The sequence below is a fragment of the Pseudomonadota bacterium genome (assembly GCA_018823285.1).
GTDB lineage: Bacteria > Desulfobacterota > Desulfobulbia > Desulfobulbales > JAGXFP01 > JAHJIQ01.
In genome coordinates, this window is the sequence record JAHJIQ010000018.1 from 18,250 (window position 1) to 42,276 (window position 24,027).

Here is a 24,027-nt window from a genome sequence, read left to right on the forward strand (position 1 = left end):
GTGTCGGTAAAGTTCCTCTCATGGTGATCCGGTCAAGATAACGGAAAGACGCCGGATGAGGCAAGAGAATATGGTGATATTCAGGGTGTCTGGTCGAAAACGTAACGGTTTTTGCCGCTCTTTTTGGCCGTGTAGAGGTTTCGGTCGGCCCTGCGGACCAATCCCGCCAGTTTTTCTCCTTTGGAGTATTGTGCCACGCCGAGACTCAAGGTTTTGATCACCGCTTCGTCCGGGTTGGGATAAAATTCTGTCTCAGCCAGGGCCTTGCGCACCCTTTCGGCCACGGTGATCGCGCTTTCGCCGGGAGTTTCGGGCAGGATGATCGCGAATTCCTCACCGCCGTATCGGCAGGCGATATCGCAGGATCTGACACAGCCGGCGACAATTTCCCCGAGCCGGCTGAGTACCACATCACCATTGTGGTGGCCGTAGGTGTCGTTATGGATCTTGAAATTGTCGATATCCATCATGATCAGGGAAAGATTGTTGCCGTATCTTTCCGCCCGGTCTATCTCGAATTCCAGAGTCTTGTTGAAATGCCGTTTGTTGAACAGCCCGGTTAATTCATCGACCAGGCTCATTTTCCGGTACATGGCGCGGCTTTCTTCCAGGGCCTTTTTGGCCAGGACGTTTTCGGTGATGTCCATGATATAGACCACAATGCCGATCAGTTTCATGTCCGGGCCGCGGAACGGGGTGGCGGTGAGGTGGAAGTGCCGGATAGCCCCATCGGGCATTTTTCTCTCAAGTTCCTGTTCAACCAGCTCCAGCCTGCCTGAGACTATCTGCTTCATGGTACACTGGTCGGTGCCGCAGAGATGGTACGGGAAAATGTCGTGGCATCTGCTGCCCTTGATCTCCTCGCGGCTCAGGCCGGTCAAGTCCTGATATGCCTGGTTGAAACGGATCACCTTGAATTCCTGATTGATCAGGACGATGCCGTTGGTGACTGCCCGGAAGATGGTGTTCAGTTCTATATAGGCCATTTCCGCTTCAATGGCGGTCTGGTTCGACATGGCAAAGGCCTGTTCAATCTGTTCCTGGAGGTCTTCCATTTCCTGTTGCAGCCGGGTGATGGTCTTGTCCTTTTCCTTGAGCAGGGGGTTTTCATGATCGCGCATCATGGCGAGACAGTGATGAATGCTGCTGAGGGAAGTCGGGGCGAAGGGTCTGGTGAGATACAGGTCCACACCTTTCTCGGGCGAGGTTTCCGGGGACAGGTACTCTTCATCGCAGAGCAGGACTACGGGAATTTTCCGGCTGCCCAGCTTGCTGATTTGCCGGAGCAGGGATTTTCCCTGGTCCGGCAGGGAGCGGCTGACGATCACAAAATCAGGCGCTCCTTTTTCAATCTGCTCCCACCCTTCCGCAGCGGTCAGAAAGCAGGCGGCCTTAAGCCCGGACTTTTCCGCCAGGGCGGCGAGTTCATCAAGGTCTTCCTGATTGTTGTTTACAATGAGTATCTCTGGTTCCATGCTGCCTGGAAAGGTCGAAAATAATAATATCGGTCAAGAGCAGATGCCAACCTTCATGTTACGACAGATGGCGGGACTAAAGCAAAAATTATTCGGAAATATTACCGGAATGGGTCCGGGGAAAGTGGTCTGGCTTTGAAAAGGTGATGAATTTGAAAAAAACCAGTCGTATGCGTCCCGATCAGGCAACGATATATCAATGGGTGAGATGACGCTGTCCGCTTGTCTCGTGCCTTTTCAGGTGACCGACAAAAGGGAAAATGCACATCCGGGCAAAATGCGGGCTCACCGTTTCCGATAGGTGAAAACCAGCAGATTCCTTGATATTCCTGAGAACGGCAGGGTCCGGGTGTGGAGGGTGGAAAAAGAAAAACCGCGGTTCTCTCCCCCTGAAGACTTCCACTCTTCAAGTTCGATTTCCGTCCGTGGTCCCTTCATGCAGATCACCCGCCCTTCTTCGGCGACGAAAGGGCGGCTCATCTCAAGAAAGGGGCTGATTGCGGTAACCGCCCGGCTGATGATCAGCGGTGTGTTGTGGCGCAATGCTTCAAGCTGCGGTTCATTTTCCTCCAGGCGGCATTCAAGGACTTCCGCCTCTTTGAGTTCCAGGGTCCGGATGATGTGGCGCAGGAAGGAGGCCCTCTTGCCCCGCGGTTCAACAAGTTTCACCGGGAGATCCGGGCGCATGATTTTAAGCGGCAGTCCCGGAAAACCGGCGCCGCTCCCCACATCTACCAGGCCGGGCGGGGGGCAGTCACCGAGGAGCGGGAGGACGGTCAGGGAATCGAGAAAGTGGTGTTCAACGATGGCGAGGTCCGAGTCCTCTCCCACCAGATTGATTCGGCGGTTCCATTTTTTCAGCTCCCGGCAATAGAGCTGGAATTGGTCGATGATTTTCTCATCTGCCACGATTTTCAGGGCCGACAAGCCCTCGCGCAGCAGATCAGTTGCGGCCATCTGATCTGACGGAAGCCGATCTTGCATGCGCGGTCAGACCTTCCAGGTTGGCGAGCCGCTGGATGTGTTCGCTGTCTTTGAGGAAGGCATCCCGGGTGTATGAGATAATGCTCGATTTCTTGACGAAGGTCTCAACCCCGAGGGCCGATGAAAAACGGGCGGTGCCCATCGTCGGCAGTACATGATTGGGGCCGGCAATATAGTCGCCGGCGGACTCCGGGACGTGGCTGCCGAGGAAAATGGCCCCGGCATGCCTGATCTGGGGCAGGAGTTCAAAGGGGTGGTCGACCATGAGTTCGAGATGTTCAATGGCCACCAGGTTGGCGATCTCGACGGCTTCGGCAAGTGATTCGGCAACCAGCACCACACCCCGGTCGGCCAGAGCTTTTCTCGCAATGTCGGACCGGCTCAATTTGCCGAGTTGTGATTCAAGCTCCGCGATTGTCCGCTCTGCCGTTTCCTGTGATAATGCCACCAGAATGGCCAGGGCCTGAGGGTCATGCTCTGCCTGGGCGAGCATGTCGGCGGCGATATAGGCAGGATTTGCGTTCCCGTCGGCGATGATCAGGACCTCGCTCGGTCCTGCCACCATGTCGATCCTGACCCGGCCGGAAACCTGCTGCTTGGCCTCGGCCACGTACTGGTTGCCGGGGCCGACGATCACGTCGACCGCGGGGATTGATTCAGTCCCGTAGGCGAGTGCGCCGATCGCCCAGGCGCTGCCTGCCTTGTATACTTCGCTGATCCCGATCTTCCGGGCGGCGACCAGAAGGGCAGGGTTGACATTGCCTTCCGCATCGGGCGGGGTGACCATCACCCTTCTTCTCACCCCGGCAATACCGGCCGGAATGCCGTTCATCAGGACCGATGACACAAGGGGGGTCTGCCCGCCCTGTCCTCCGGGGACATAAAGGCCGGCGGTGTCCACCGGGTTTACCAGCCTGCCGGTGATGATGCCGCAGGGGTCGGTCCTGATCCAGGACTGTTCGGTTTCTTTCTCGTGGAAGGAGCGGATTCGGTCGATGGCCAGATCAAGGGTTTCAAGCAGGGGCTGGTCAACCCTGTTTTCCGCCTCTTCCATTTCGGCTTCGGATACCTTGAGCTGCCTTGCGGAAAAATTCGGGGAATCGAATTTGCGGGTATATTCAACGACCGCCGCGTCACCTTTGGACCTGACTTCCGCGAGGATGGCGGCAACCGCCTCCCGGCAGCCGCCACTGGAGCTCTGGAAGCGGTCCTGGAGGGTGTTCAGCAGTTTTTTTCCTTCCGGTGCGGAGGTTCTTGCGGGGGTGATCATCATGTTCTGTTCCTCTTGGTGTTACCGTAGAAATTGAAGGTGCCGGGCCTAGGATAATTAATTTTTCACCCTTCGGGTATAAGTTTTCGTACGAGCAGACAAACTGCTCAGCTCAGCTTTAAGTGAAAGTAAATATGTAATGGTTGAGGAGGATCAAATCGTGCGATCGGAAGAGGATTTGTTCTTTCAACGTGTTCTGTTCATTTGGCCTGCGCGAGCGGGAAGGTGATTTTTATTGCCAATGAATCCAACTTTACCTATTATTCCTGTTATGTTTTTATTTCCGCCTGCGGCGGGAACCATTCATGCTCCTGCCGGAGCCAAAGTCAAACCCTCAAGAAACAAGGGGAACAATAAATAATGACCCTCCATCAGCATTTTATCGGTGTTGCCAAAAAGAACGGCGCCAAACTGGCCTACATAGATCGGACCACCGGCCGCAAGGTGACCTACTCGAAGGCCCTGATCGCCACCCTGCTCTTGGCCGATGAATTCAAAAAATATGACAGTGGTTTTGTCGGGATTATGCTGCCCACTTCCGCAGGATGCGCATTGGCGACAATCGGGGTCCTGATGAGCGGCCGGGTGCCGGTGATGCTGAACTATTCGACCGGGGCCGCCGCCAATGTCGAGTACGGCCAGAAGAAATGCGATTTCCGGACGGTCATCACCTCCCGGGCGCTGCTTGAGAAGATAGACTGCCCCTTTATTGAAGGCATGGTCTATATCGAGGATATCATGGAGAGCCTGTCCGGCCCCAAAAAGGTTATGGCCGCCTTGAAGTCCAAGATGCCGGTCGGGATTCTGCAGAAACTGGTCCATCAGGGAGATGATCACGATGTGACGGTCATCCTTTTTACCAGCGGCAGTGAAAAAGACCCGAAAGCCGTCGAGTTGACCCATAGGAATATTACCGCCAATATCGTCAGCCTCAGTGAACGGTATGGGTTGAACAGTGAAGATGTGTTTCTCGCCAACCTCCCTTTTTTCCATGTCTTCGGATTGACCGCCAACCTGTGGGCGCCTTTGTACCATGGAATGACTGTGGTGGCGTATTCTAATCCTCTTGATTTCAAGGCCATCTGCAATATCGTTAAAAATGACAAACCGAACCTGATGGTCGGCACGCCGAGTTTTTTCTGGGGTTACCTGCGTAAATCCGAGCCCGGGGATTTTGCAAGTATCCGCCTTGCTCTCTGCGGCGCCGATAAATGCCCGGATTCTTTGCGGGACGGGTTTCTGGAAAAACACAAGATGGTTCTCTATGAAGCTTATGGTGCAACTGAAACCTCGCCGGGCATCTCCGGGAATTCGGAGGCGCACAACAAGCCCGGAAGTGTCGGGCTGCCTTTCCCGGGAGTGCAGGTCCGGATTGAGCATTATGAAACCGGTGAGGAATGCGGTGTCGGGGAGACCGGGAAAATCCTGGTGAAAGGCGATATGGTCATGAAAGGGTATTTCGACGATTTTGAGGAGACTTCGATGCATATCCGGCACGGCTGGTATGATACCGGTGACATGGGGATGGTCGATGGTGACGGGTACCTCTGGCATGTGGGGCGGTTGCGGAGATTTGTCAAAATCGGCGGCGAAATGATCTCGCTGGTCAAGGTTGAAAATGTGCTCGAAAAGCACCTGCCGAAAGAGATTCTCTGCTGCGTGGTCGAGATCCCGGATGCCATCAAGGGGGCAAAGATCATTGCCGCGGTAACCGAGGAGATTGACGAAGAGGAGGTTCTGAAAAAGATGGCGCAGGATCTCCCGGCAATCGCCATGCCGAAAAAATTCCATGTCATAGAAGATTTTCCGAAAATGGGCAGCGGGAAAATTGATTTTCGCACGATCACTGAAACTGTCCGCAGTGCATTTCCCAAAGCGGGAAGTCATTAATTGCCGAAGTGGCGGTACTTATCTTCAACGGGGAAAAGATCTGTTTTTTTCCCCCGTCCCTTGCTGATATTCTTTCAGGGAGACGGGGTTTTGAGGGGCCGGTGGGGGTTTGCCGGTCAGGGGGCAATCTTTACAGGATTTCAGGCGGCAGATGACAGTCATCCACTTTATTTCCATCGTTATGGTCACAATCGGCACCGGACTGATGATCTGGGCGATTTCCAGCAGTCTGCAGCTTCACCGCCAGGTCCCGGTGGAACTGAATCGCCGATGGGTGCTCCTCACCGGGCTCATGGTCTTTTTCCATTTCGGCTATCTCGGGTTCATCGTCATCCTGATTACCGGCTTCAGCTTCCCGCTGGAACTGTGGTCGGCCGCGATCATGCTGGCGGGGGCGTGCTTCGTTCTCCTCTTCGTCAAACTGGGCGAAGTCACCATTCTCAAAACCAAAGAGAGCGGTGTGGAAAGCGGGGAGATCAACCAGAAACTGCTGGCCGTCAACCTGGCGCTCCATGACGAGAATCGGGAAAAAGAGCGGATCGGGGAAGAACTCCGAAGCTCAAAGGCCCATCTGGAGAATATTTTCAACAGTTCCATCCCCCTGTGTATAACGAGTTTTGACCATCTGGTGACTGAGGCCAATGATGCCTATTGCGAAATCTTCGGTCGACTCCCGGAAAGCGCAGAGACCAGATGTTACGATTCCAGGCCCGGACCTTCCTGCAACACCCCGCGCTGCCCGATGGCGAGAATTGCCGGGGGCGATACCGAGGTCACCTGCGAGTCGGTCAAGGTCGAGGTGGACGGGAGCAGACATCACTTTCTGGTAACGGCGCGGCCGTTCATTGATTATGACGGTCAAGTAACCGGAATTATTGAGAGTTTTCAGGATATTACCGGTCTCAAAGAGGCGGAAAAAGCCCTCGCCCAGGAGAAGGACCGTCTTTATGTCACCCTGAAAAGCATTATTGACGGGGTGATTGCCACCGATAAAGAAGGGCGGGTGGTTGTCAGCAATGAAGCGGCCAGAAAGATGACCGGCTGGTCGGAAGAGGAGATTGCCGGGAGGAAGATCGGCGAGGTCCTTTCCCTCCGTGATTCCGGAACCAACAAGATGATTGATGATCCGGCGGGCAAAATTCTTCAGGGTGAGAAACCGGAGATCATTCTGAATCATTGTGTCCTGATGGCGAAAGACGGCTGGGAAAAGGATGTCAGTTTCCGCGTCTCGCCGATGACTTCCGGAGAGCAGGGGATAGAAGGCGCGGTGCTGGTTTTCCAGGATATTTCCGGAAAAATAAAAATTGAAAAGGAGATGGCCAGGGTTCAGAGGCTTGAGTCAATAGGTCTTCTGGCAGGAGGGATTGCCCACGATTTCAACAACATCCTGACCGCGATCATGAATAATCTCTCGCTGGCGGCGATGACCCCTGATCTTGATGAAAAGCTCGCAAAACGTATTGAGTCTACCGAGCAGGCGGTCATGAAAGCGAAATCGTTGACCGGCCAGCTCCTGACCTTTGCCAAGGGCGGGGCGCCCATCAAGAAGGTCCTGCAGGTCGGAGGGATGTTGCGGGACGCGGTTGAATTTGCCCTCCATGGCTCCAATGTCGGATGTGAATTTGCGATTGGTGATGATCTCTGGCCGGCGGAATATGATATCGGCCAGATGCAGCAGGTTGTCAGCAACCTGGTCATCAATGCCGATCAGGCGATGGAGGCGGGAGGGGTGTTGAAAGTTACCGCTGAAAATCATCTCGCCGCGGAGAACAGCGAGGGTTTCCCCGTCCAGGGGAGATATCTGAAGATCGTCTTCCAGGATGAGGGGTGCGGTATTGCGGAGGAAAATCTGCCGCTGCTTTTCGATCCCTACTATACAACCAAGGCCACGGGAAGCGGCCTCGGGTTGGCCATGGTGTATTCAATTGTCACCAGACATGGCGGGCAGCTGCTGGTCGATTCGAAAGTGGGGCAAGGAACGGTGTTTACCCTGTTTCTGCCGGCTTCGGAGGGGACTCCCGAAGAAGGGGATTTTGCCGATTCAGCCGGAAAGGAGAAGAGGGAAGGCGGGGGAGGAGCCGGCAGGAGGGTTCTGGTCATGGATGATGACGCCGAGATCCTTGCTCTGTTGAAAGAGTTCCTTGAAGAAGAAGGGTTTGAGGCGGTCTGTGTCGACGATGGTGCGGCGGCCGTTCAGGAATACGGCAAGGCGTTTGCTGCCGGCAACAGGTTTGCTTGTGTGGTCATGGACCTTACCGTTCCCGGGGGACTCGGGGGCAAGGATGCCTTTGCGATGATCAGGAAGCTTGACCCGGAGGTGACGGGGCTGGTCTCCAGCGGCTATTCAAATGATCCGGTGATGGCCGATTTTGAAAAATTCGGTTTTGCCGGCATGGTCATAAAGCCTTACAAAGGTCGGGAGCTTGTCGACAAGATATATCAGGTGATCTAGTGTCACGTCAACTCTGAACCGTCACATCTTTCTCGTCGTTTTTCGCGCCTCCTGCGTTACGTGTTGGGTTGCATAGCGCTGCTATGCAACCCAACACATGCCTTGCCGGCACAAAAAATGCCTGAGAAATATTATGACATTTCATCCTTGACGCGACACTAGGGCCTCGAAAACTGCCAGGTTGCCGTTTCTCGGCCATTATTCCTGATAGACCGGGCAGGGTGTTTGCGGAGTGTAGTTTCTATAGGCAGGGTCCTGATAGCTCTTGTGACATTCCAGGCAGAGGCCGACCCTTAATATTCCGGATATTTCATCCTTGTTGAATGGGCGGAGATCGCCCCGGGAACTCTTCTGCAGCGGCTTTCCGTTGATGTCCACATAGCCGTCGAGCGGCGGCGTGGGGCCGGCGCCGGTTTCCAGTCCCTGGTCGACCGGAAAGAATGACCATTCACCACCTTTCCTTTGCAGGGTGCCGGTGCCGAGGCCGATGGTTTTCGGCGAGGCGTGGCAGTCAACGCAACTCCTGCCCCCGGTCTGGGTGGTGTGCGGATTGAGGGCGGCCATGGTGAATGAGTTGAACTGCCGGTCCGGCGCGCCGTCCGCGTTGATCAGGGTCACAATGTCCTGGCAACCGGGGGTGACAATCACCACCTCCTTACCCCATACTGCGAGCATCGGTTTTTCATAACGCAGGTAGGAACGGCCCTCCTCCCACCAGCCCGGAGTTTCCTTGAGGGTCAGTTTGTCAAGATGGGTTTCGCGCAGGTCTCTTTTCACGTGGCAGCCATAACATTGCGGGACCCAGCTTGAATGGCAGGATTCGCAGGTCAGCCGCCGGTGTCCTTCATAGTCGCAGGTCCCCTTTTTGGGCTCTTTCAGGGGGTGCTCCTTGCCGTCCACTTTCGAAATCAGGGAAAACGTCCCGTTTTTGCCTGAAATGTTGTTGAGCTGCCGCTCCTTGGTAGTGGTGCCGGGGGTCGGGGAATGACAGGTCGTGCAGTTGATCTCCAGCTGTTCCTCATAATGGGCGTAACTCTTGCCGTCGCCCATGATCTCTTCCCGGGTGTGGCAATCGATACAGGCCATTCCCTTCCGGTGATGGATGTCATCTTCGAGCTGCAGGTAGAAGCGGTCGCCGGGGAGCCTGTTTTTTGAAAGGGTCCCGTCTTCATAGGGAGTGCCGTACCCTTCCGCTTCATAAATACCCTGATAGGAGGTGCCGACTCTGCCGCTCCGGTTGTGACAGCGGACACAGTTTTCGGTCGGAATTTTCCTGATGATCAGCGGGTGGACTTTCTTCGGGTCAGCCCCGGGTTGTGCCGTGCCCTTGATATGGTGGCAGGCGGTGCAGCCTCCGCCTTTCTCGTTGAAGAATTCAGGATACTCCGGGAGATCATTTTTCTGCTTCCAGAGATGGCAGGTGGCGCAGAGCTTGCGGTAATAGTCCAGGGCCAGAGAGTTCTCCCCGGTTTGCAGAAGTTTTTCCACCGAGTAGTCGCCGTTCTGGTGTTCGGCTTCGCCCCAATAGTAGAGAAGCGTCGCCAGAATTCCGCGGTTGGTGGCCATCAGGGAGTTCTTCACCTTCGGCACATCAATGCTGTGGCAGCCGTCAATGCCGCAGGTTTTTTCCACCACTCGCAGGTCTCCCGGGTTTTTGACGATCCCCTGATGCGCCTTCTCCTTGTCGATGGCGAGCGGAGCACCGAGATGGCAGACGGCACAGCCAAGGGTCCTGGTGTCGTGGGCCGGGTCGAGTTTCTGGTCCTGATGACACGAAAGGCACATGTCGATGCGGCCGTCGGTCAGCTGGTAGATCCGGTCGGGTCGGGAGGTCATGTTTTCCCTGATCACCAGTCCCAGGACAACCAGCAGGACTGCCAGGAGCAGCATTTTCGGGGACATTATTCCCGCTCCCGGTAATTTTCCGCAGTGGGGTATCTTCTGCCGTAGCCGAAGGCCTTGCTGGTAACTTTAAGGCCCATCGGGGCCTGTTTTCTCTTGTATTCGTTTCTTCTGATCCTCCTGATGATGTCGCTGACAATGTTGCGATCGTAGCCGGAAGCGACAATCTCGGAGATACTCCGGTTCTCTTCGAGCCATGCCTTGACCACCGGGTCAAGGACCTCGTATGGCGGCAGATCGTCCTGGTCGAGCTGGTTCGGGGCGAGTTCGGCGCTCGGCGGTTTTTCAATGGTCCGGGCAGGGATGATCTCCCGGCTGCGATTCACATACCGGGCAAGATCGTACACCATCCCTTTCGGCACATCGGAAATTACCGCGAGGCCGCCGCTCATGTCCCCGTAGAGGGTGCAGTAGCCGACGGCAAGTTCCGATTTGTTGCCGGTGGAAAGAAGCATGGAGCCCCGCCGGTTGGAGATGGCCATCAGCAGGTTGCCCCTGATCCTTGCCTGGAGATTCTGTTCGGTGATGTCCTGATGAAGTTCTCCGAGAAGCGGGGCCAGGGTTTCGAGCTGGACCCGGAAGATATCCTCAATCGGGAGAATCTCAAAATCGATGCCGAGATTTTCCGCCAGCCGCTGTGCATCTTCAACGCTCTCGGCGCTGCTGTATCTTGAGGGGAGCGCCACCCCGGTAATGTTCCGTTGGCCGAGGGCTTCGCAGGCGATGGCGGCGGTGAGGGCGGAATCAATGCCGCCGGAAAGACCGATGATGCCGGTTTTAAATCCGCACTTGCCAAGGTAGTCCCTGGTTCCCATGACCAGAGCGGCATGGACATCGGCGAGGTTGTCCGGTTCGGGGATGATGTTTTCTCCTGTCCCGCCGACAAGTTCCTCAGAATCGATGACCAGCATATCCTCCGTGAAGCCTGCTGCCATATGCCTCACTTCGCCGGACCGGTCCATGGCGAGACTGTGACCGTCAAAGAGAAGCGAATCCTGGCCGCCGACCTGGTTTACGTAAAGCAGGGGAGTGTCGTATTTTCGGCAGATATTTCTGAACATCCGGTGCTTTTCAATGATTTTGCCATGGCGGAAGGGCGAGGCGGCAAGGTTCACGAGCAGGTTCGCTTTGCCTCCGGCAGGAGAGATGAGTTCCGGTAAGGGGTCGAGGTTGTAGAGTGGCCGGGCGGAGGTGTCCTTGTCGTTCCAGATGTCCTCGCAGATGGAGAGAGCGATGGTTTTGCCGATGAACTGAATGGTAGTGCTCCGGCTGCCCGGCTCGAAGTAGCGGGCCTCATCAAAAACGTCGTAGGTCGGCAGGAGTCTTTTGTGGGCGGTGGCCAGGATCCGGCCATCTTTGAAGAATACGGCGCTGTTATGAAGCGGCTTGCCGCACTCCGCGGTGTGGCGGGTGATGGCCCCGGTAATGATGCCGATCCCCCTGATGCCTGCAATCAGTTCAGTCAGCGCCAGATCGTGATCGGCCAGGAAAGAGCCTCTTTCCAGAAGGTCCTGGGGCGGATAGCCGGCGATCGCGAGTTCGGGGAAGATCGCAAGCTCGCATCCCGCTTCCTTTGCCCGGGATGCGGAACGGGCAATCTTTTCGCAGTTGGCCGTGAAGTCGCCGATGAGCGGGTTTGTCTGGATGAGCGCAATTTTCATGACCTGATATATAGCATAGTCAAAAATAAGTCAGGGCAAAAAAATGCAGAGGGGGAGTGAAAATTGTAATTCTTCGATTATTTATCTTCCGGTTTGCAGTATAGTGACCGTATAAGAAACAGGGCGGTTTTAAAAAAAAAGGGGGCGGCTTTTTTTACAGGCTGTCATCTGTTCCGGCACGGATTTGCCCCGGGCCGGAAATGACCTGATCAGAGGGGACTCATGCAAAAATACTTTGTTCTGGATACCAACGTGCTGCTCCATAATGCCGACTCCATCAGCTCCTTCACGGACAACGTGGTCGTGCTGCCGATGTCCGTGATCGAGGAGCTCGACAGCTTCAAATCCAAAAACAATGAGCTGGCGCGCAACGCCCGGCAGGTGATCAGGCAGCTTGATCATCTGCGCACCCTCGGCAATCTCGGCAAGGGGGTGAAGATGGAGAACGGCGGGACCCTCATGATCTTCCACGAGAAGGATCTCGTGAATCATGGAATGGACATGCACATTGCCGACAACCGGATTCTGGGGGTTGCCTTTACCCTGCTGCAGCAGGGCAAGGTTGTGGTCTTTGTTTCCAAGGACATCAATGCCCGGCTGAAAGCAGATGCCCTCGGCATCGACACCACCGATTTTGAGAAACAGAAAGTAAATTTTGATGAGCTGTTTACCGGTCATTGCCAGCAGGTGGTCCCGGGCAGTGAGATCGACGAGTTTTATGCCCGGAAGCGGCTTGAGAAAATTTCCTGTACTCCTTCACCGAATGAATTTGTGGTGCTGGTCGATGAGGCCGATGAAAAACACACGGCTTTGACCCGCTTTAAGGACGGGGCGCTGGTGCCGCTTCATTCGGATTACAATGAAGCCTTCGGTCTGAAACCCAGAAACAAGCAGCAGCGGATGGCCCTTGAGCTGCTGCTCGATCCCGAGATCCAGCTGGTGACCATGGTCGGGCAGGCCGGGACCGGCAAAACCCTGCTTGCCCTGGCGGCGGGCCTGGAAACAACCCTCTACTTCAAGCGCTATGACCGGATTCTCGTCACCCGCCCCATTGTGCCCATGGGCAAGGATATCGGGTATCTGCCCGGAGACAAGGAGGAAAAACTCTTCAACTGGATGCAGCCGATCTTCGACAACCTGACCTATCTGATGGGGACAAAAGGCAGGGGCGGCAATGAGAAGGAAGTGGCCTCGGTCAAGCAGAAGGTGGATAAACTGATGCACGAAAACGTGATCGAAATGGAGGCCCTGACCTATATTCGCGGCCGGTCGATCCCGGGGCAGTATGTGATTGTCGACGAAGCGCAGAATCTCACCCCCCACGAAGTCAAAACCATCGTCAGCCGGGCCGGTGAGGGGACCAAGGTGGTCCTGACCGGAGATCCGTATCAGATAGACAACCCCTATCTCGACTCGTCGAGTAACGGCCTGACCTATACCGTCGAGCGCATGAAACAGCTCGCCATCCACGGCCATATCACCCTGCAGAGCAGCGAGCGGAGCCAGCTCGCCGGCGCCGCCGCCGATTATCTCTGATCAGAGGAGCCGCCCCCGCCCTCTCCCGGTTGAGAGGAGAAGGTTTGGTGGCAATTGCAATCTTAGGCAATTCGCGGCCTGGAGGCCGCTCCCACGGGGGCTTTGGCCGTGTTGATGTTGTGGGAGCGACCTCCCGGTCGCGAACCTTGGGTGGCCCTTGCGGCCTTGGGTATTCGCGGTTTTGTAGGCAATCTTGCTGCCTTGCTGAATCAATCAATTGACCTTGGGCAATTCGCATGGTGTTGTGGGAGCGACCTCCCGGTCGCGAACCTTGGGTGGCCCTTGCGCCTTTGGGTATTCGCGGCCGGGAGGCCGCTCCCACAAGAAAGGTGCTCCTACAAGAAAGGTGCTCCCACAAGAAGGGTGTTCCCGCAAAGAGGGTGTTTCCCGCGGGGGCTTCTCCCAGGGCCGCTTCCGTATGAGGCCGCTCCCACATAATGGTTCTTCCCTTCCGGCCTGTTTTTTCCCTTTTCGGCAACTTTGCGCTTTGTTAACGGGGAGAAAATGGCTATATTGTCCAGTCCGTACTCTTGATTAGCGAAGCCGTTGTGCAAAAAAAAACGGCACATTTTGAGGCTGTAAACCGCATAAGGGGCTGCAACCAGGCGGCATTTATGGCGCAGTTTTTTCTTGACGGCCCTTCAACCTTTTTCGCCTTTGCCCGGCGGGAGGCCTGTGATGGATTTTGAACCGAAATGGATAGCCTGGGAGACCACCAGACGCTGCAATTTAAAGTGTGTGCACTGCCGGTCCTCGTCGGAACTGGAGGCCAAGGGGCATCCCGATTTTTCACTTGAAGAGGCGAAACGTGTCCTTGATGACATCTCCTCATACGCGTCGCCGGTGGTGGTTTTGTCCGGGGGAGAGCCTCTCCTGCGCCCCGATATTTTCGAGATTGCAAAGTACGGCAACACCAAGGGGTTGAGGATGTGCATGGCGACCAACGGCACCCTGGTCACCGAGGAGATTGCTGACCGGATCAAGGAGGCCGAGATCAAGATGGTTTCCCTGAGCCTCGACGGCTCATCTGCCGGGGTTCATGATAATTTCCGGAACGTCCCCGGAGCCTTTGACGGGACCATGAATGCGATGCGGATCTTCCGGGAGAAGGGGATCAAGTTTCTCATCAACTCCTCGTTCACCAAGAGAAATCAGGAAGAGATCCCGAAGATTTACAAGCTCGCCAAAGAGATGGGCGCCACCGCCTGGTACATGTTCATGATCGTTCCCACCGGCCGCGGGGAGGATATCATGAATGAGCTGATCTCGAAAGAGGATTATGAGGAGCTTCTCAAGTGGCACTACGAGCTTGAGAAGAGCGAAGACGAGATGTTGATCCGTCCGACCTGCGCCCCCAGTTACTACCGGGTGGTTCTTGAACAGGCCAAGGCGAAGGGTGACGATTTCAAGAGGCGCACCCTGCAGTTTTCCACCGGCGGCTCAAAAGGATGTCTGGCCGGGCAGCTGATCTGTCTGATCGACGTTGACGGTGAAGTTCTGCCATGCAGTTATTTCCCGAAATCAGCGGGGAACATCAGAGAGAAGGCCTTCAAGGAGATCTGGGAAGAGTCCGAACTCTTTAAAGACATGCGGGACTGGAAGAGTTACAAGGGGCGTTGCGGCGCCTGTGAATATGTCGGCGTCTGCGGTGGCTGTCGCGCCAGAGCGTATGCGGTAAGCGGAGATTACATGGGTGAGGAGCCGTTCTGCGGCCATACGCCTTTCAAGATGAGAAAAGCTTAAGGACAGTTAAAAGTTAGAAGTTATAAGTGTCTGAAGTTGTGGATGGTTATTTTTGGTTGATTCGTTATCCGAGCAATAATCTCCCGCAACTTATCACTTTAAACTCCAAACTTATAACTTCATTCATTCCTTCACCAGGGGAGAAACCATGAGAACCGAATTCCTGAAAGCCTGCAAAGGCGAGAAGACCGACTATACCCCGATCTGGATCATGCGCCAGGCGGGTCGTTACCTGCCGCAATACCACACGGTGCGGAGCAAGGGAACTTTCCTGGAACTCTGCAAGAACCCGGAAGGGGCCGCGGAAGTAACCATTCAGCCGGTCGATTATCTTGGAGTGGATGCGGCGATTCTCTTTTCGGACATTCTGGTCCCTCTTGAGAAGATGGGTGCGCCGCTGGAATTCCAGGAGAAGAGGGGGCCGGTCTTCCTGTCTCCGGTCCGTGATCAGGCGGCGGTCGATGCCCTTGGGATTCCCGACCCGGAAGACGATCTCGGCTATGTGATGGACACTATCCGGATTTTACGCAAGGAGCTGGTCGACAAGGTGCCGCTGATCGGCTTTTCAGGCGCACCGTTCACCCTTGCCACTTACCTGATCGAGGGCGGATCATCAAAGAACTATCACCTGACCAAGCAGATGATGTATCAGGCCCCGGCGCTTTACGGGCAGCTGCTCGACAAAATCACCGAATGCACCATTGTGTACCTCAAGGGCCAGGTTGCTGCCGGCGCCCAGGCGCTGCAGGTCTTTGATTCATGGGCGGGAGTTCTTGCCCCCCGTGATTACCGCGATTTTGCTTACCCTTACGTCAAGAGAATCATTGACGCCCTGAAGAAAGTGACCGATATCCCGTTGATCTATTTTGCCAATATGGGTGCGACCCTGCTCGACCAGACCATGCACTGCGGTTCGGATGTTCTCGGTTTTGACTGGCGGATCAATCTCGATGACGTGGTCAAAAAGGTCGGACAGAAGGTTTCCATCCAGGGCAATATGGATCCGATCGCTCTTTTTCTGCCGCCGGAAAAACTGGAGGAGCGGATCCGGAATGTCCTGGAACAGGGGAAAGGCGCCCGCGGCCACATCTTTAACCTGGGTCATGGGATTATTCCTGAAACGAACCCCGAGCAGGCCAAACTGGCGGTTGAACTGGTGCATAAGATCAGTCGTGAAATGCGGGCATGATTCCGACGGTTGACGAATGCCTGGATCTGTTTGATTCCCACGGGATGCTCGACAATATCCGAGACCACTCGCTTGTCGTTTCCCAGGTGGCGGTATTGCTCACTGAAGGAGTAAATCGTGCCGGCGGCAACCTGTCCCTTCCCCTTGTTGTTGCCGCCGCAATGCTCCATGATATCGGCAAGACCGCATGCCTTGATAATGGACGCGACCATGCGGAACTGGGCCGGAAAATCTGTGCCGGTCTGGGGTATAATGAAGTGGCGGACATCGTCGGGGATCACGTTTGTCTGCTGAACAACCATCTGCCGGATATCACCGAGAATGAGCTGGTCTTTTATGCCGACAAGAGAGTCAATCATGATATCGTTGTCAGCCTGGAGCAGCGTGAGAACTATATTGTCGAGACATACGGCAGGAATCATTCCGCAAGGATTGAAGCGATCAGAAAGAATTGCCTCAAGTGGCACCAGGTTGAGGAGTCGCTCTTTGCCCGGTTGGAATTTCCTCCTGAACAACTGGCGGAAGTTCTGCGGGAGAATGGTTCATTTTTTGATTCAGTCAGGAATACGGAACCGCAACCGGGCGCCGGGCGGAGTTGCTCGTGTGGTGATTCATTATTAATCTTTCGGAATTGATTGCTGCCTGATGTTGAAGAGTAATGTGAAAGAGCCCATCGCCGTAGTGCTTCTCAATCTGGGCGGGCCGGAAAAACTTGAGGATGTGGAGCCGTTTCTCTACAACCTTTTTTCCGACCGGCAGATCATTCGCCTTGGCCCCTGGTTCATGCAGAAATTCATCGCCAGACGGATTGCCGGAAAAAGAGCCCCGGTCAGCATGGAGTCTTACCGGTTGATCGGGGGAGGATCGCCCCTTGCGAGAATCACCGCGGAGCAGGGGGCTGCCCTTGAGAAGTCCCTGGCTGATCGTGGAGTGTTCAAGGTCTCGATGGCCATGCGCTACTGGCAGCCATTTGCAGTCGACACCCTGGAAAGCCTGGCCGCGTCAGGGATCAAAAAAATCGTGGCCCTGACTCTTTACCCTCATTATTCGATTGCCACGACCGGCTCCTCCCTTGCCGATCTCAGAAAGGCTGCCGCCGCAAGTAGCGTTGATTTCGAAATCGCCGCCGTTGAATCATGGCCGGAGCAGGCTGATTATACCGACTGTCTTGCCGACAGTATCAGAGATGGGGCCGAAGTCTTTGGTGGCGATGATTTTCAGTTGATTTACAGTGCGCACAGCCTGCCGGTGAAATTTATTGAGGAGGGGGATCCCTATCTGGAGGATCTGGAGAAAACCATCAGGGCGGTAGAAGGCAAAACCGGGGTGGTTGGCCGCCTCTGTTTCCAGAGCCGTAGCGGTCCGGTTGAGTGGCTTTCTCCGTCAACCCCGGAGATGCTCCGGGAGCTTGCCGATCAGGGGTGCAGGAATGTTCTTGCCGTGCCGATCAGTTTCGTCTCCGATCATGTGGAGACCCTCTATGAGCTCGATATTCAGTATAAAGATCTGGCAAAGGAAATGGGGATCAGATTTGAGAGAACCGCTGCGCCGAATCTTAATGAGAAATTCATCAGTGCCCTTAGGGATCTGACCCTTATTGCCTGCTGTGAAAAAGGGTGGATTTCCTGATCAATATTGCCCGGCCAATGCCATATCTGATGCTCTCGTGTGGAGTGGTGGGTCTCCGGTGTGGTTTTGGGCTGGCGCCTGTCTTGAATCTCGGTTAAATATATAAGCCCAGGTGCAGTCTGTTTTCGACAGGAACGGGGGGTGACTTCGAAAATGAGGGGGGCCGGGTTCATATTCCCGGGTTTAGTTGCCTGCTTTGAGGGGAATAATTGACATGAATGATGATAAAATCATCCGGGTATTTATCACTGACGACCATTCCATCGTCAGGGAAGGCCTCAGGGGGATTATCGAAGATTGTCAGGATATGATCGTCTGCGGTGAGGCGGCAGAGGGGCGGGTGGCTCTGGACTGGCTCCGGGAGAACGATAACTGCTGTGATGTGGTCCTCCTTGATATATCAATGCCGGGAATGGACGGCCTCGAAGTCCTGACCGAAATAAAAAAGAACTTTCCCGGGGTGGCGGTTCTTATCCTGACCATGCACAGTGAAGAGCAATACGCATTAAGAGTGATCCGCTCCGGTGCTTCCGGCTACCTGAACAAGGGGAGTTCGGCCGATGAAATGCTTTTGGCCATCCGGAATGCGGCGGCAGGCCGCAAGCATATTCAGAACTCACTGGCCGAAAAGATGGCTGACGCGCTGGAAAACAACAATGACGGACCACTTCATAACAGTTTGTCCGACAGGGAATTTCAGGTGATGATCATGCTTGCCAGGGGCAGAAAGATTAAGGAAATTGCCATGGAGCTCACTTTAAGTCCAAAAACCATCAGTACCTATCAGAGCCGGGTGCTCGACAAGATGGGTCTTGAATCCACCGGCGATCTCCTTCGCTATGCCATCCAGAACGGGCTTGTCAGCTGATTCGGCACTCTCTTCGGTAACCGTTGATCTCACAGTAACCATTCCGTAGTTTGTAGGAAAAACCTTACAAAAAAATCAGCATTTTGCTGACAGACGCAGTGTCGCAGTTTTTGTATGATATCGGGAAAGAAACTTCCTCAAGTTTGTTTTACGGGGATATTCCCCATCCCCGGCCTCCACCTGAGCCCGTCATTGTTCCCCCTGGACAATGACGGGCTCTTCTTTATTTAGTCCTCTCATCTTTGCCTTGTCGGGATCCCGCCGGGGTCCTTTCATGAAGCGCCGCCGTAACGGTTTCGACAATCTTCTGGGCGTCCGCACTCTTGACAATCACCTCGTCGGCTCCGGACCTGAGGGCTTTTTCCCGAGTGGCCGGTTCCTGATCTGCGGTGAAAATGATCAGCGTGATTCCGGAATATTCCTCATCCCGGCGAATTTTTTCACAGACCTCAATCCCAGAAATCCCCGGCAGCATGTAGTCAATGACGGCCGCAACGGGTTTTTCCCGCCTGATCAGAAGTAAACCCTCCTCACCGTCATCGGCGGTTATCGGCACAAAACCCGCTTTCTGGAAAAGACGGGAGTAGAGATGACGGATTACCGGGTTGTCGTCGATGATCACAAGTTTTTTCGGAACCCGGCTGTTTGACTGAGACACGGGAGGCACCTGGACTTCCAGGATGAAGATTTCATCGCCTTCGTCAACGACCAGGAATTCGTCCGGCTGGATAATATCTCTCTCCTTTTTACGAAGCCCGAGAATCTTGTTCCCGCCCTGCCGACTGATCTCTGCGATAGTCGAGCCGTCCAGGCCGGAGCCCTGCACCACTTTCAGCCATCGGGGTTCCGGATTGGTCGAAGTTTTTCCGGAGGTGATGATCTGATTGTATTTGCCGGCGGCGGCAAGGATGTCATTGGCAATGTGCTCTCCGGCCATGGCATGGGGAGAAACCACGTCATCGGCGCCGGCTTTGAGGATTTTCTGGTCGTTGATCTCGCTGCCCGACCTTGCGATAATCTGGAGTGTCGGGTTCATTTCCCTGGCCGAAAGGGTGACGAAAAGGTTCAAGGGGTCGGAGGCCAGAAGAGCGAGGACGCCGCTCGCGTTTTTGATGCCTGCCTGGAGAAGCAGATTCTCATCGGTTGCGTCTCCTTCCAGGTAAAGAAAACCGCTTTTTCGGATCAAGGCAATCTGCTCCGGGGAATGTTCAATGATCACGAACCCGGTATGGTGGTGGGCCAGCTGCTCAGCCGCAGCCTTTCCGACCCTGCCGAACCCGCAGATGATGTAATGTCCTTTAAGCGCATCGATTTTCTTCTGCATCTTCTTTTTCTCCGAATTACCTGACCAGACTTTTTCAAGCAGGGATTCAACCACGGCGTGGCCCGCGAAGGCAAGACAACTGAAACCGAGAAGGATGAGGCCGGTTGTGAACATCCGGCCGGCCTCGGAAAGCGGCCTTATTTCCCCGAAGCCGACAGTGGTGATGGTGATGACGGACATATAGATCGCGTCCAGTAAAGGATAGTCATCAATGAGCATGTAACCGGCTGCCCCGATAAAGGTGATCAGGGTGCACAGGAGCAGCGCCTGGACGGTTCGGGAGTTTTTCATGATCCCATGATATCTCAGCTCGCTCGGCGCATGCAAATAAAGAGATGGAATCTTTGCAGTTCCCACGATAGATAGGTAAGCGGTGTGCGATTTCGGACCACGGGAAATGCAGTGCGCCGTGCATCTTTCAGGAAAGAATTTGCCTGGACAGATCGGCAGAGCCTGCCGCCATTTGTCAACTGCCCGGGAAGATTGTCAGAGCCTGAAAGAAGCTGGTATTTCAGTTGGTATGGCCTGAAACCATGTAGCGCCGCATCCGGATATTGAAAAGGAGGCCGATGCTGATCAGGGTGGTCAAGAGCGAAGAGCCGCCATAGCTGAACAGCGGCAGCGGCATCCCGACAACCGGCAGAATGCCGAGAATCATGCCGAGATTGATGAACGCCTGCCAGAACAGAAGGCAGCTGATCCCGAAAGCGAGCAGAACTCCGAACTTGTCCCGTGCCGAGGCCGCTATTTTCAGGGAAAGAAGGAGCAGGAAGAGATAGCAGGCCAGGAAGAAAATCGAACCGACAAAACCCCACTCTTCAGACCAGACGGAGAAGGCGAAATCGGTATGCCGTTCCGGCAGGAATTCCAGATGCCCCTGGGTGCCTTTCATATACCCCTTGCCGAACATGAGACCACTGCCGACCGCAATTTTCGACTGGATGATATGGTACCCGGTCCCGTGGGGATCACTGCCGGGATTGAAAAGGGTCAGGATCCTCTGTTTCTGGTAGGGTTTCAGGAAATAGAACCAGCCGAGCGGGATCATCGAGAGACAGGAGGAGGCGAGGATGATCAGGGTTGAAATTTTAAGTTTCACGAACAGGGTCATGGAGATGAAGATGATCACCAGCATCAGGGCTGTCCCCAGGTCCGGCTGCTTCAGGATCAGCAGGAACGGCACCAGGGTCAGAAAAATCGGCACGATCAGTTCTTTCAGAGTAAAGCCTTTCCCGGTGTCCTTGCGGAAGTAGTAGCTGGCCAGGTTGATTACCAGGGCCAGTTTAGCCAGTTCCGACGGCTGCAGCCGGAAGGGTCCCATATTGATCCAGCGCTGGGTGTTCGCGACGGAGCTGCCGAAAAAGAGGGCATAACAGAGAAGCAGCAGGATGATGGTGTAGATGAAATAATTGAGAGGGATGAGGACCCGGTAGTCTACGCTGATGATCAGGATGATCACGGCGATTCCAATCAGGTAAAAGTAGCACTGTTTGGTGAAAAAGGACGAAGCGCCGGATTGCGGGAAGTAGGTCGCGCTGTAAAGGTTCGCAAGCCCCATGGTCACGATGATCAGCAGGGTACAGAAGAGACCCCAGTCGAAATTTAGAATAAGTCTTCGGTCAAACTTGAGCATATTTCCTTCTCGTAGATCAGGTTGCGTCCGGCTGTTTTTTGCGCAGGACAGCTTTTTTTTCATCTTCCTCGGTGATGTTGAAGTACTTCATCAGCATCTGCCTTGCCACGGGGCCGGCCGCCGAGCCGCCATGGCCCCCGTGCTCGACAAGCGCCGTCACCGCGATCACCGGATTTTCCGCCGGCGCATAGCAGGTGAACCAGGCGTGATCTCGGTATTTATATGGGATGTTTTCTTCGTCGATGTCTTCTACCTGTGAAAGATGAACCACCTGGGCGGTGCCTGTTTTTCCCGCCACGGTCAGGGTGGTCAAGTGTGCTTTTTCTCCCGTTGCGTGTTTGCCGTTAACCGCGGCAACCAGACCTTTTCTGATCAGGCTGAGAATATCCGGGGGGATGGTCATCCTCCCATCGAGGATGGGGCTGAAGATCCCTGTTTCCTCCCCCTCGGGGTCGACGATCTTCTCAACCAGCTGGGGTCGGTAAAGATCTCCACCGTTGGCGATCGCCGCAATCATTCTGGTGACCTGGAGGGGGGTTGCCAGGTTGAATCCCTGCCCGATTGAGATTGACAGTGTTTCGCCGTCCTGCCATTTTTCCCGGTAGGTCCGTTCTTTCCATGCCGAAGTCGGGATCAGCCCGCTTTTCTCATGTTCGAGGATGATTCCGGTCTCCTGACCGAGGCCGATTTTTTTTGCATACTCGGCAATGATATCAACATTCAGCTTCTGGCTCAGTTGATAAAAATAAATATCGCAGGACTCGGCGATGGCCCGATTGAGGTCCACGGAGCCGTGCCCGCTTTTTTTCCAGCAGCGGAATTTCCGGTTTCCGAACGGAAAAATTCCGTTGCAGGTGAATGTTGATTCCGGAGTGATCACGCCTTCCATCAGGCCGCTCAAGGCTGTGACGATTTTATAGGTCGAGGCGGGGGGATACTGCCCCTGGATCGATTTGTTCACCAGGGGGCGGAGCGGATTGTTCAGCAGATCCTCCCAGGCTTTCTGGGATATGCCGCCGACAAATTCTTCAAGTGCAAGGGGAGGGGTGCTTGCCATGGCGAGAATTCTTCCGGTGTTCACCTCCATGGCGATCACGGAGCCCGCTTTTCCGGTCATGGTTTCTTCCGCTGTTTTCTGCAGTTCGGCATCGATGGTCAGGTACACATCATTGCCCGGCAAAGGCTGCTGGACTGCGAGTTGTCGTTTTTCAAGACCCCGGGCATTGACTTCCAGCATCGATCTGCCCCGTTCCCCGCGCAACTGCCGTTCAAGAAGCTTCTCAAGACCCTGCTTGCCGATCAGGTCCCCCCCCTCATATTCATTCAGCCTGCTTTTTTCGAGTTCGTCTCTGTTGATCGAACCCAGGTAGCCGATGAGGTGTGAGGCAAGGTCGCCATATTTGTAATCCCTGATCGGCAGGACCTCGATCCGCACTCCCGGCAGATTGAAATGATTGTTTTCGATATAGACAAGGGTTTTCCAGTCGATATCCTCTTTCAGGCGGATCGGGATATATTTTGGCGTGTCCGCACCAGCCCGGATGCGGTCGAGGATGATGGAAATATCGAGGTCAAGGATTCTGGCGAGCTTCTTGATCACTTCATCCCGGGGGTTATCTCCCCGCATCAGAACAACATTGAAACTGGGGCGATTGGTGACAATGACGTCCCCATTGCGGTCGTGGATGTTTCCTCGGGGAGCGATAATCCGCAGCTCCTGAATTCGGTTGACCTGGGATTGTTCCTTGAACTCGAAGCCCTTATGGACCTGCAGAAACCACAAACGGATCATCAGGGCCGAGAGACAGATAATGATGACGGCAATGACCAGATCCAAGCGCTTTTTCAGCAGGAAAAGCTCGTGTTCATCAAACTTGTTCAGGTGGGTGATGGTGCGCTGCATCGATGGCGCGCTGATTCCGTCCCGCATCATCGGATAAACCTGTTGCCGGCTCTGGACCGCGGGCTGAACCACAACTTGTATCCGCCGCTGGCCACAAGATGCTGGATCGAGCCGAAGACATGATACGAGGGGACTGAAAGAATGCCGAGAATGAACATCTGCAGCAACAGATCACGCCATGACCAGAAAAGAGTGACGTCGGGGCTGAAGAAGGCGGTGTAGAGATAGATTGCCCCGCTGGCCAGCAGATAACCGGCGACGGCAAGAGGCGGCTGGTGTGATGGTTCATCGATAATAAAATGTTTCGACAGGAGCTTGATCGTGGCAAAAAGCCCGAGATAGACCGCAGGAAAAAGTCCGGGAACGATTCCGGAGAAGATGTCCATCAGCAGCCCGAACACCAGGGTGAGGATGGCGCCCTGATACGTGTCCAGTCGGCAGGCCATGAAGATGATGACCAGAAAAAGCAGGTCGGGATTGCCGATCCATTTCGGAAGAATTGTAAAAAGAGAGGTCTGGAGAATCAGAAGGAAGGAGCCGAGGATGAGAAAGATAAAGGCAAGCATAG

General features: G+C 54.7%; 17 protein-coding genes. 8 read left to right on the forward strand and 9 right to left on the reverse strand.

All coding sequences use genetic code 11. From position 1 onward, the window contains the following. Nucleotides 1-80: 80 nt before the first annotated feature. The 3 genes from KKG35_05570 to hisD form a co-directional block, all read right to left on the reverse strand. On the reverse strand, nucleotides 81-1,475 hold the full coding sequence (locus tag KKG35_05570) for a diguanylate cyclase (protein MBU1737590.1): 1,395 nt from the start codon (nucleotides 1,473-1,475) through the stop codon (nucleotides 81-83). 285 nt (nucleotides 1,476-1,760) lie between these two features. Further along, the gene (gene rsmG, locus KKG35_05575) at nucleotides 1,761-2,432 is read right to left on the reverse strand and encodes a 16S rRNA (guanine(527)-N(7))-methyltransferase RsmG (protein ID MBU1737591.1); all 672 of its coding nucleotides are present in this window, start codon (nucleotides 2,430-2,432) and stop codon (nucleotides 1,761-1,763) included. Next, nucleotides 2,419-3,732, reverse strand: coding sequence for a histidinol dehydrogenase (gene hisD / locus KKG35_05580; GenBank protein MBU1737592.1), 1,314 nt, complete (start codon nucleotides 3,730-3,732; stop codon nucleotides 2,419-2,421). The genes rsmG and hisD overlap by 14 nt, the downstream gene beginning before the upstream one ends. Before the next feature lie 357 nt (nucleotides 3,733-4,089). On the opposite strand from hisD, the gene KKG35_05585 reads away from it, so the two are divergent. Then, nucleotides 4,090-5,619 carry an AMP-binding protein gene (locus tag KKG35_05585; protein MBU1737593.1) on the forward strand — a complete coding sequence of 510 codons (1,530 nt, stop codon included), beginning with the start codon at nucleotides 4,090-4,092 and terminating at the stop codon, nucleotides 5,617-5,619. Between the two features lie 151 nt (nucleotides 5,620-5,770). Next, nucleotides 5,771-8,071, forward strand: coding sequence for a PAS domain S-box protein (locus tag KKG35_05590; GenBank protein MBU1737594.1), 2,301 nt, complete (start codon nucleotides 5,771-5,773; stop codon nucleotides 8,069-8,071). Between the two features lie 198 nt (nucleotides 8,072-8,269). Here the strand turns inward: KKG35_05590 and KKG35_05595 are convergent, their stop codons facing one another. Together KKG35_05595 and KKG35_05600 are read right to left on the reverse strand one after the other, a co-directional pair. Beyond that, nucleotides 8,270-9,973 (reverse strand): amino acid ABC transporter substrate-binding protein, encoded by a 1,704-nt coding sequence (locus tag KKG35_05595; protein ID MBU1737595.1) that lies wholly within the window; start codon nucleotides 9,971-9,973, stop codon nucleotides 8,270-8,272. Continuing rightward, a complete protein-coding gene (locus KKG35_05600; protein MBU1737596.1) occupies nucleotides 9,973-11,634 on the reverse strand; it encodes an NAD+ synthase in 1,662 nt (553 codons plus the stop codon). Before KKG35_05600 ends, KKG35_05595 begins: the two co-directional genes overlap by 1 nt. Before the next feature lie 222 nt (nucleotides 11,635-11,856). Between KKG35_05600 and KKG35_05605 the strand changes: the two genes are divergently transcribed. The 6 genes from KKG35_05605 to KKG35_05630 all read left to right on the forward strand — a co-directional run bounded on the left by KKG35_05605 (nucleotide 11,857) and on the right by KKG35_05630 (nucleotide 18,599). Continuing rightward, nucleotides 11,857-13,170: a PhoH family protein gene (locus tag KKG35_05605; protein ID MBU1737597.1), complete on the forward strand. Its 1,314-nt coding sequence runs from the start codon at nucleotides 11,857-11,859 to the stop codon at nucleotides 13,168-13,170. A gap of 678 nt (nucleotides 13,171-13,848) precedes the next feature. Further along, nucleotides 13,849-14,913 carry a radical SAM protein gene (locus KKG35_05610; protein MBU1737598.1) on the forward strand — a complete coding sequence of 355 codons (1,065 nt, stop codon included), beginning with the start codon at nucleotides 13,849-13,851 and terminating at the stop codon, nucleotides 14,911-14,913. 148 nt (nucleotides 14,914-15,061) lie between these two features. Further along, on the forward strand, nucleotides 15,062-16,102 hold the full coding sequence (gene hemE, locus KKG35_05615) for a uroporphyrinogen decarboxylase (protein MBU1737599.1): 1,041 nt from the start codon (nucleotides 15,062-15,064) through the stop codon (nucleotides 16,100-16,102). Further along, the gene (locus KKG35_05620; protein MBU1737600.1) at nucleotides 16,099-16,737 is read left to right on the forward strand and encodes an HDIG domain-containing protein; all 639 of its coding nucleotides are present in this window, start codon (nucleotides 16,099-16,101) and stop codon (nucleotides 16,735-16,737) included. The genes hemE and KKG35_05620 overlap by 4 nt, the downstream gene beginning before the upstream one ends. A 10-nt stretch (nucleotides 16,738-16,747) precedes the next feature. After that, on the forward strand, nucleotides 16,748-17,731 hold the full coding sequence (hemH, locus tag KKG35_05625) for a ferrochelatase (GenBank protein ID MBU1737601.1): 984 nt from the start codon (nucleotides 16,748-16,750) through the stop codon (nucleotides 17,729-17,731). 229 nt (nucleotides 17,732-17,960) lie between these two features. Then, on the forward strand, nucleotides 17,961-18,599 hold the full coding sequence (locus KKG35_05630; GenBank protein ID MBU1737602.1) for a response regulator transcription factor: 639 nt from the start codon (nucleotides 17,961-17,963) through the stop codon (nucleotides 18,597-18,599). Between the two features lie 223 nt (nucleotides 18,600-18,822). On the opposite strand, the gene KKG35_05635 is transcribed toward KKG35_05630, so the two are convergent. From KKG35_05635 to mreD, 4 genes are all read right to left on the reverse strand, one after another. Continuing rightward, on the reverse strand, nucleotides 18,823-20,214 hold the full coding sequence (locus tag KKG35_05635; GenBank protein ID MBU1737603.1) for an NAD-binding protein: 1,392 nt from the start codon (nucleotides 20,212-20,214) through the stop codon (nucleotides 18,823-18,825). A 220-nt stretch (nucleotides 20,215-20,434) separates the two neighbouring features. Further along, nucleotides 20,435-21,556, reverse strand: a complete 1,122-nt coding sequence (rodA, locus tag KKG35_05640; protein MBU1737604.1) for a rod shape-determining protein RodA — start codon at nucleotides 21,554-21,556, stop codon at nucleotides 20,435-20,437. Between the two features lie 16 nt (nucleotides 21,557-21,572). Next, nucleotides 21,573-23,486 (reverse strand): penicillin-binding protein 2, encoded by a 1,914-nt coding sequence (gene mrdA / locus KKG35_05645; GenBank protein MBU1737605.1) that lies wholly within the window; start codon nucleotides 23,484-23,486, stop codon nucleotides 21,573-21,575. After that, the gene (gene mreD, locus KKG35_05650) at nucleotides 23,486-24,025 is read right to left on the reverse strand and encodes a rod shape-determining protein MreD (protein MBU1737606.1); all 540 of its coding nucleotides are present in this window, start codon (nucleotides 24,023-24,025) and stop codon (nucleotides 23,486-23,488) included. The genes mrdA and mreD overlap by 1 nt, the downstream gene beginning before the upstream one ends. Nucleotides 24,026-24,027: the final 2 nt, after the last annotated feature.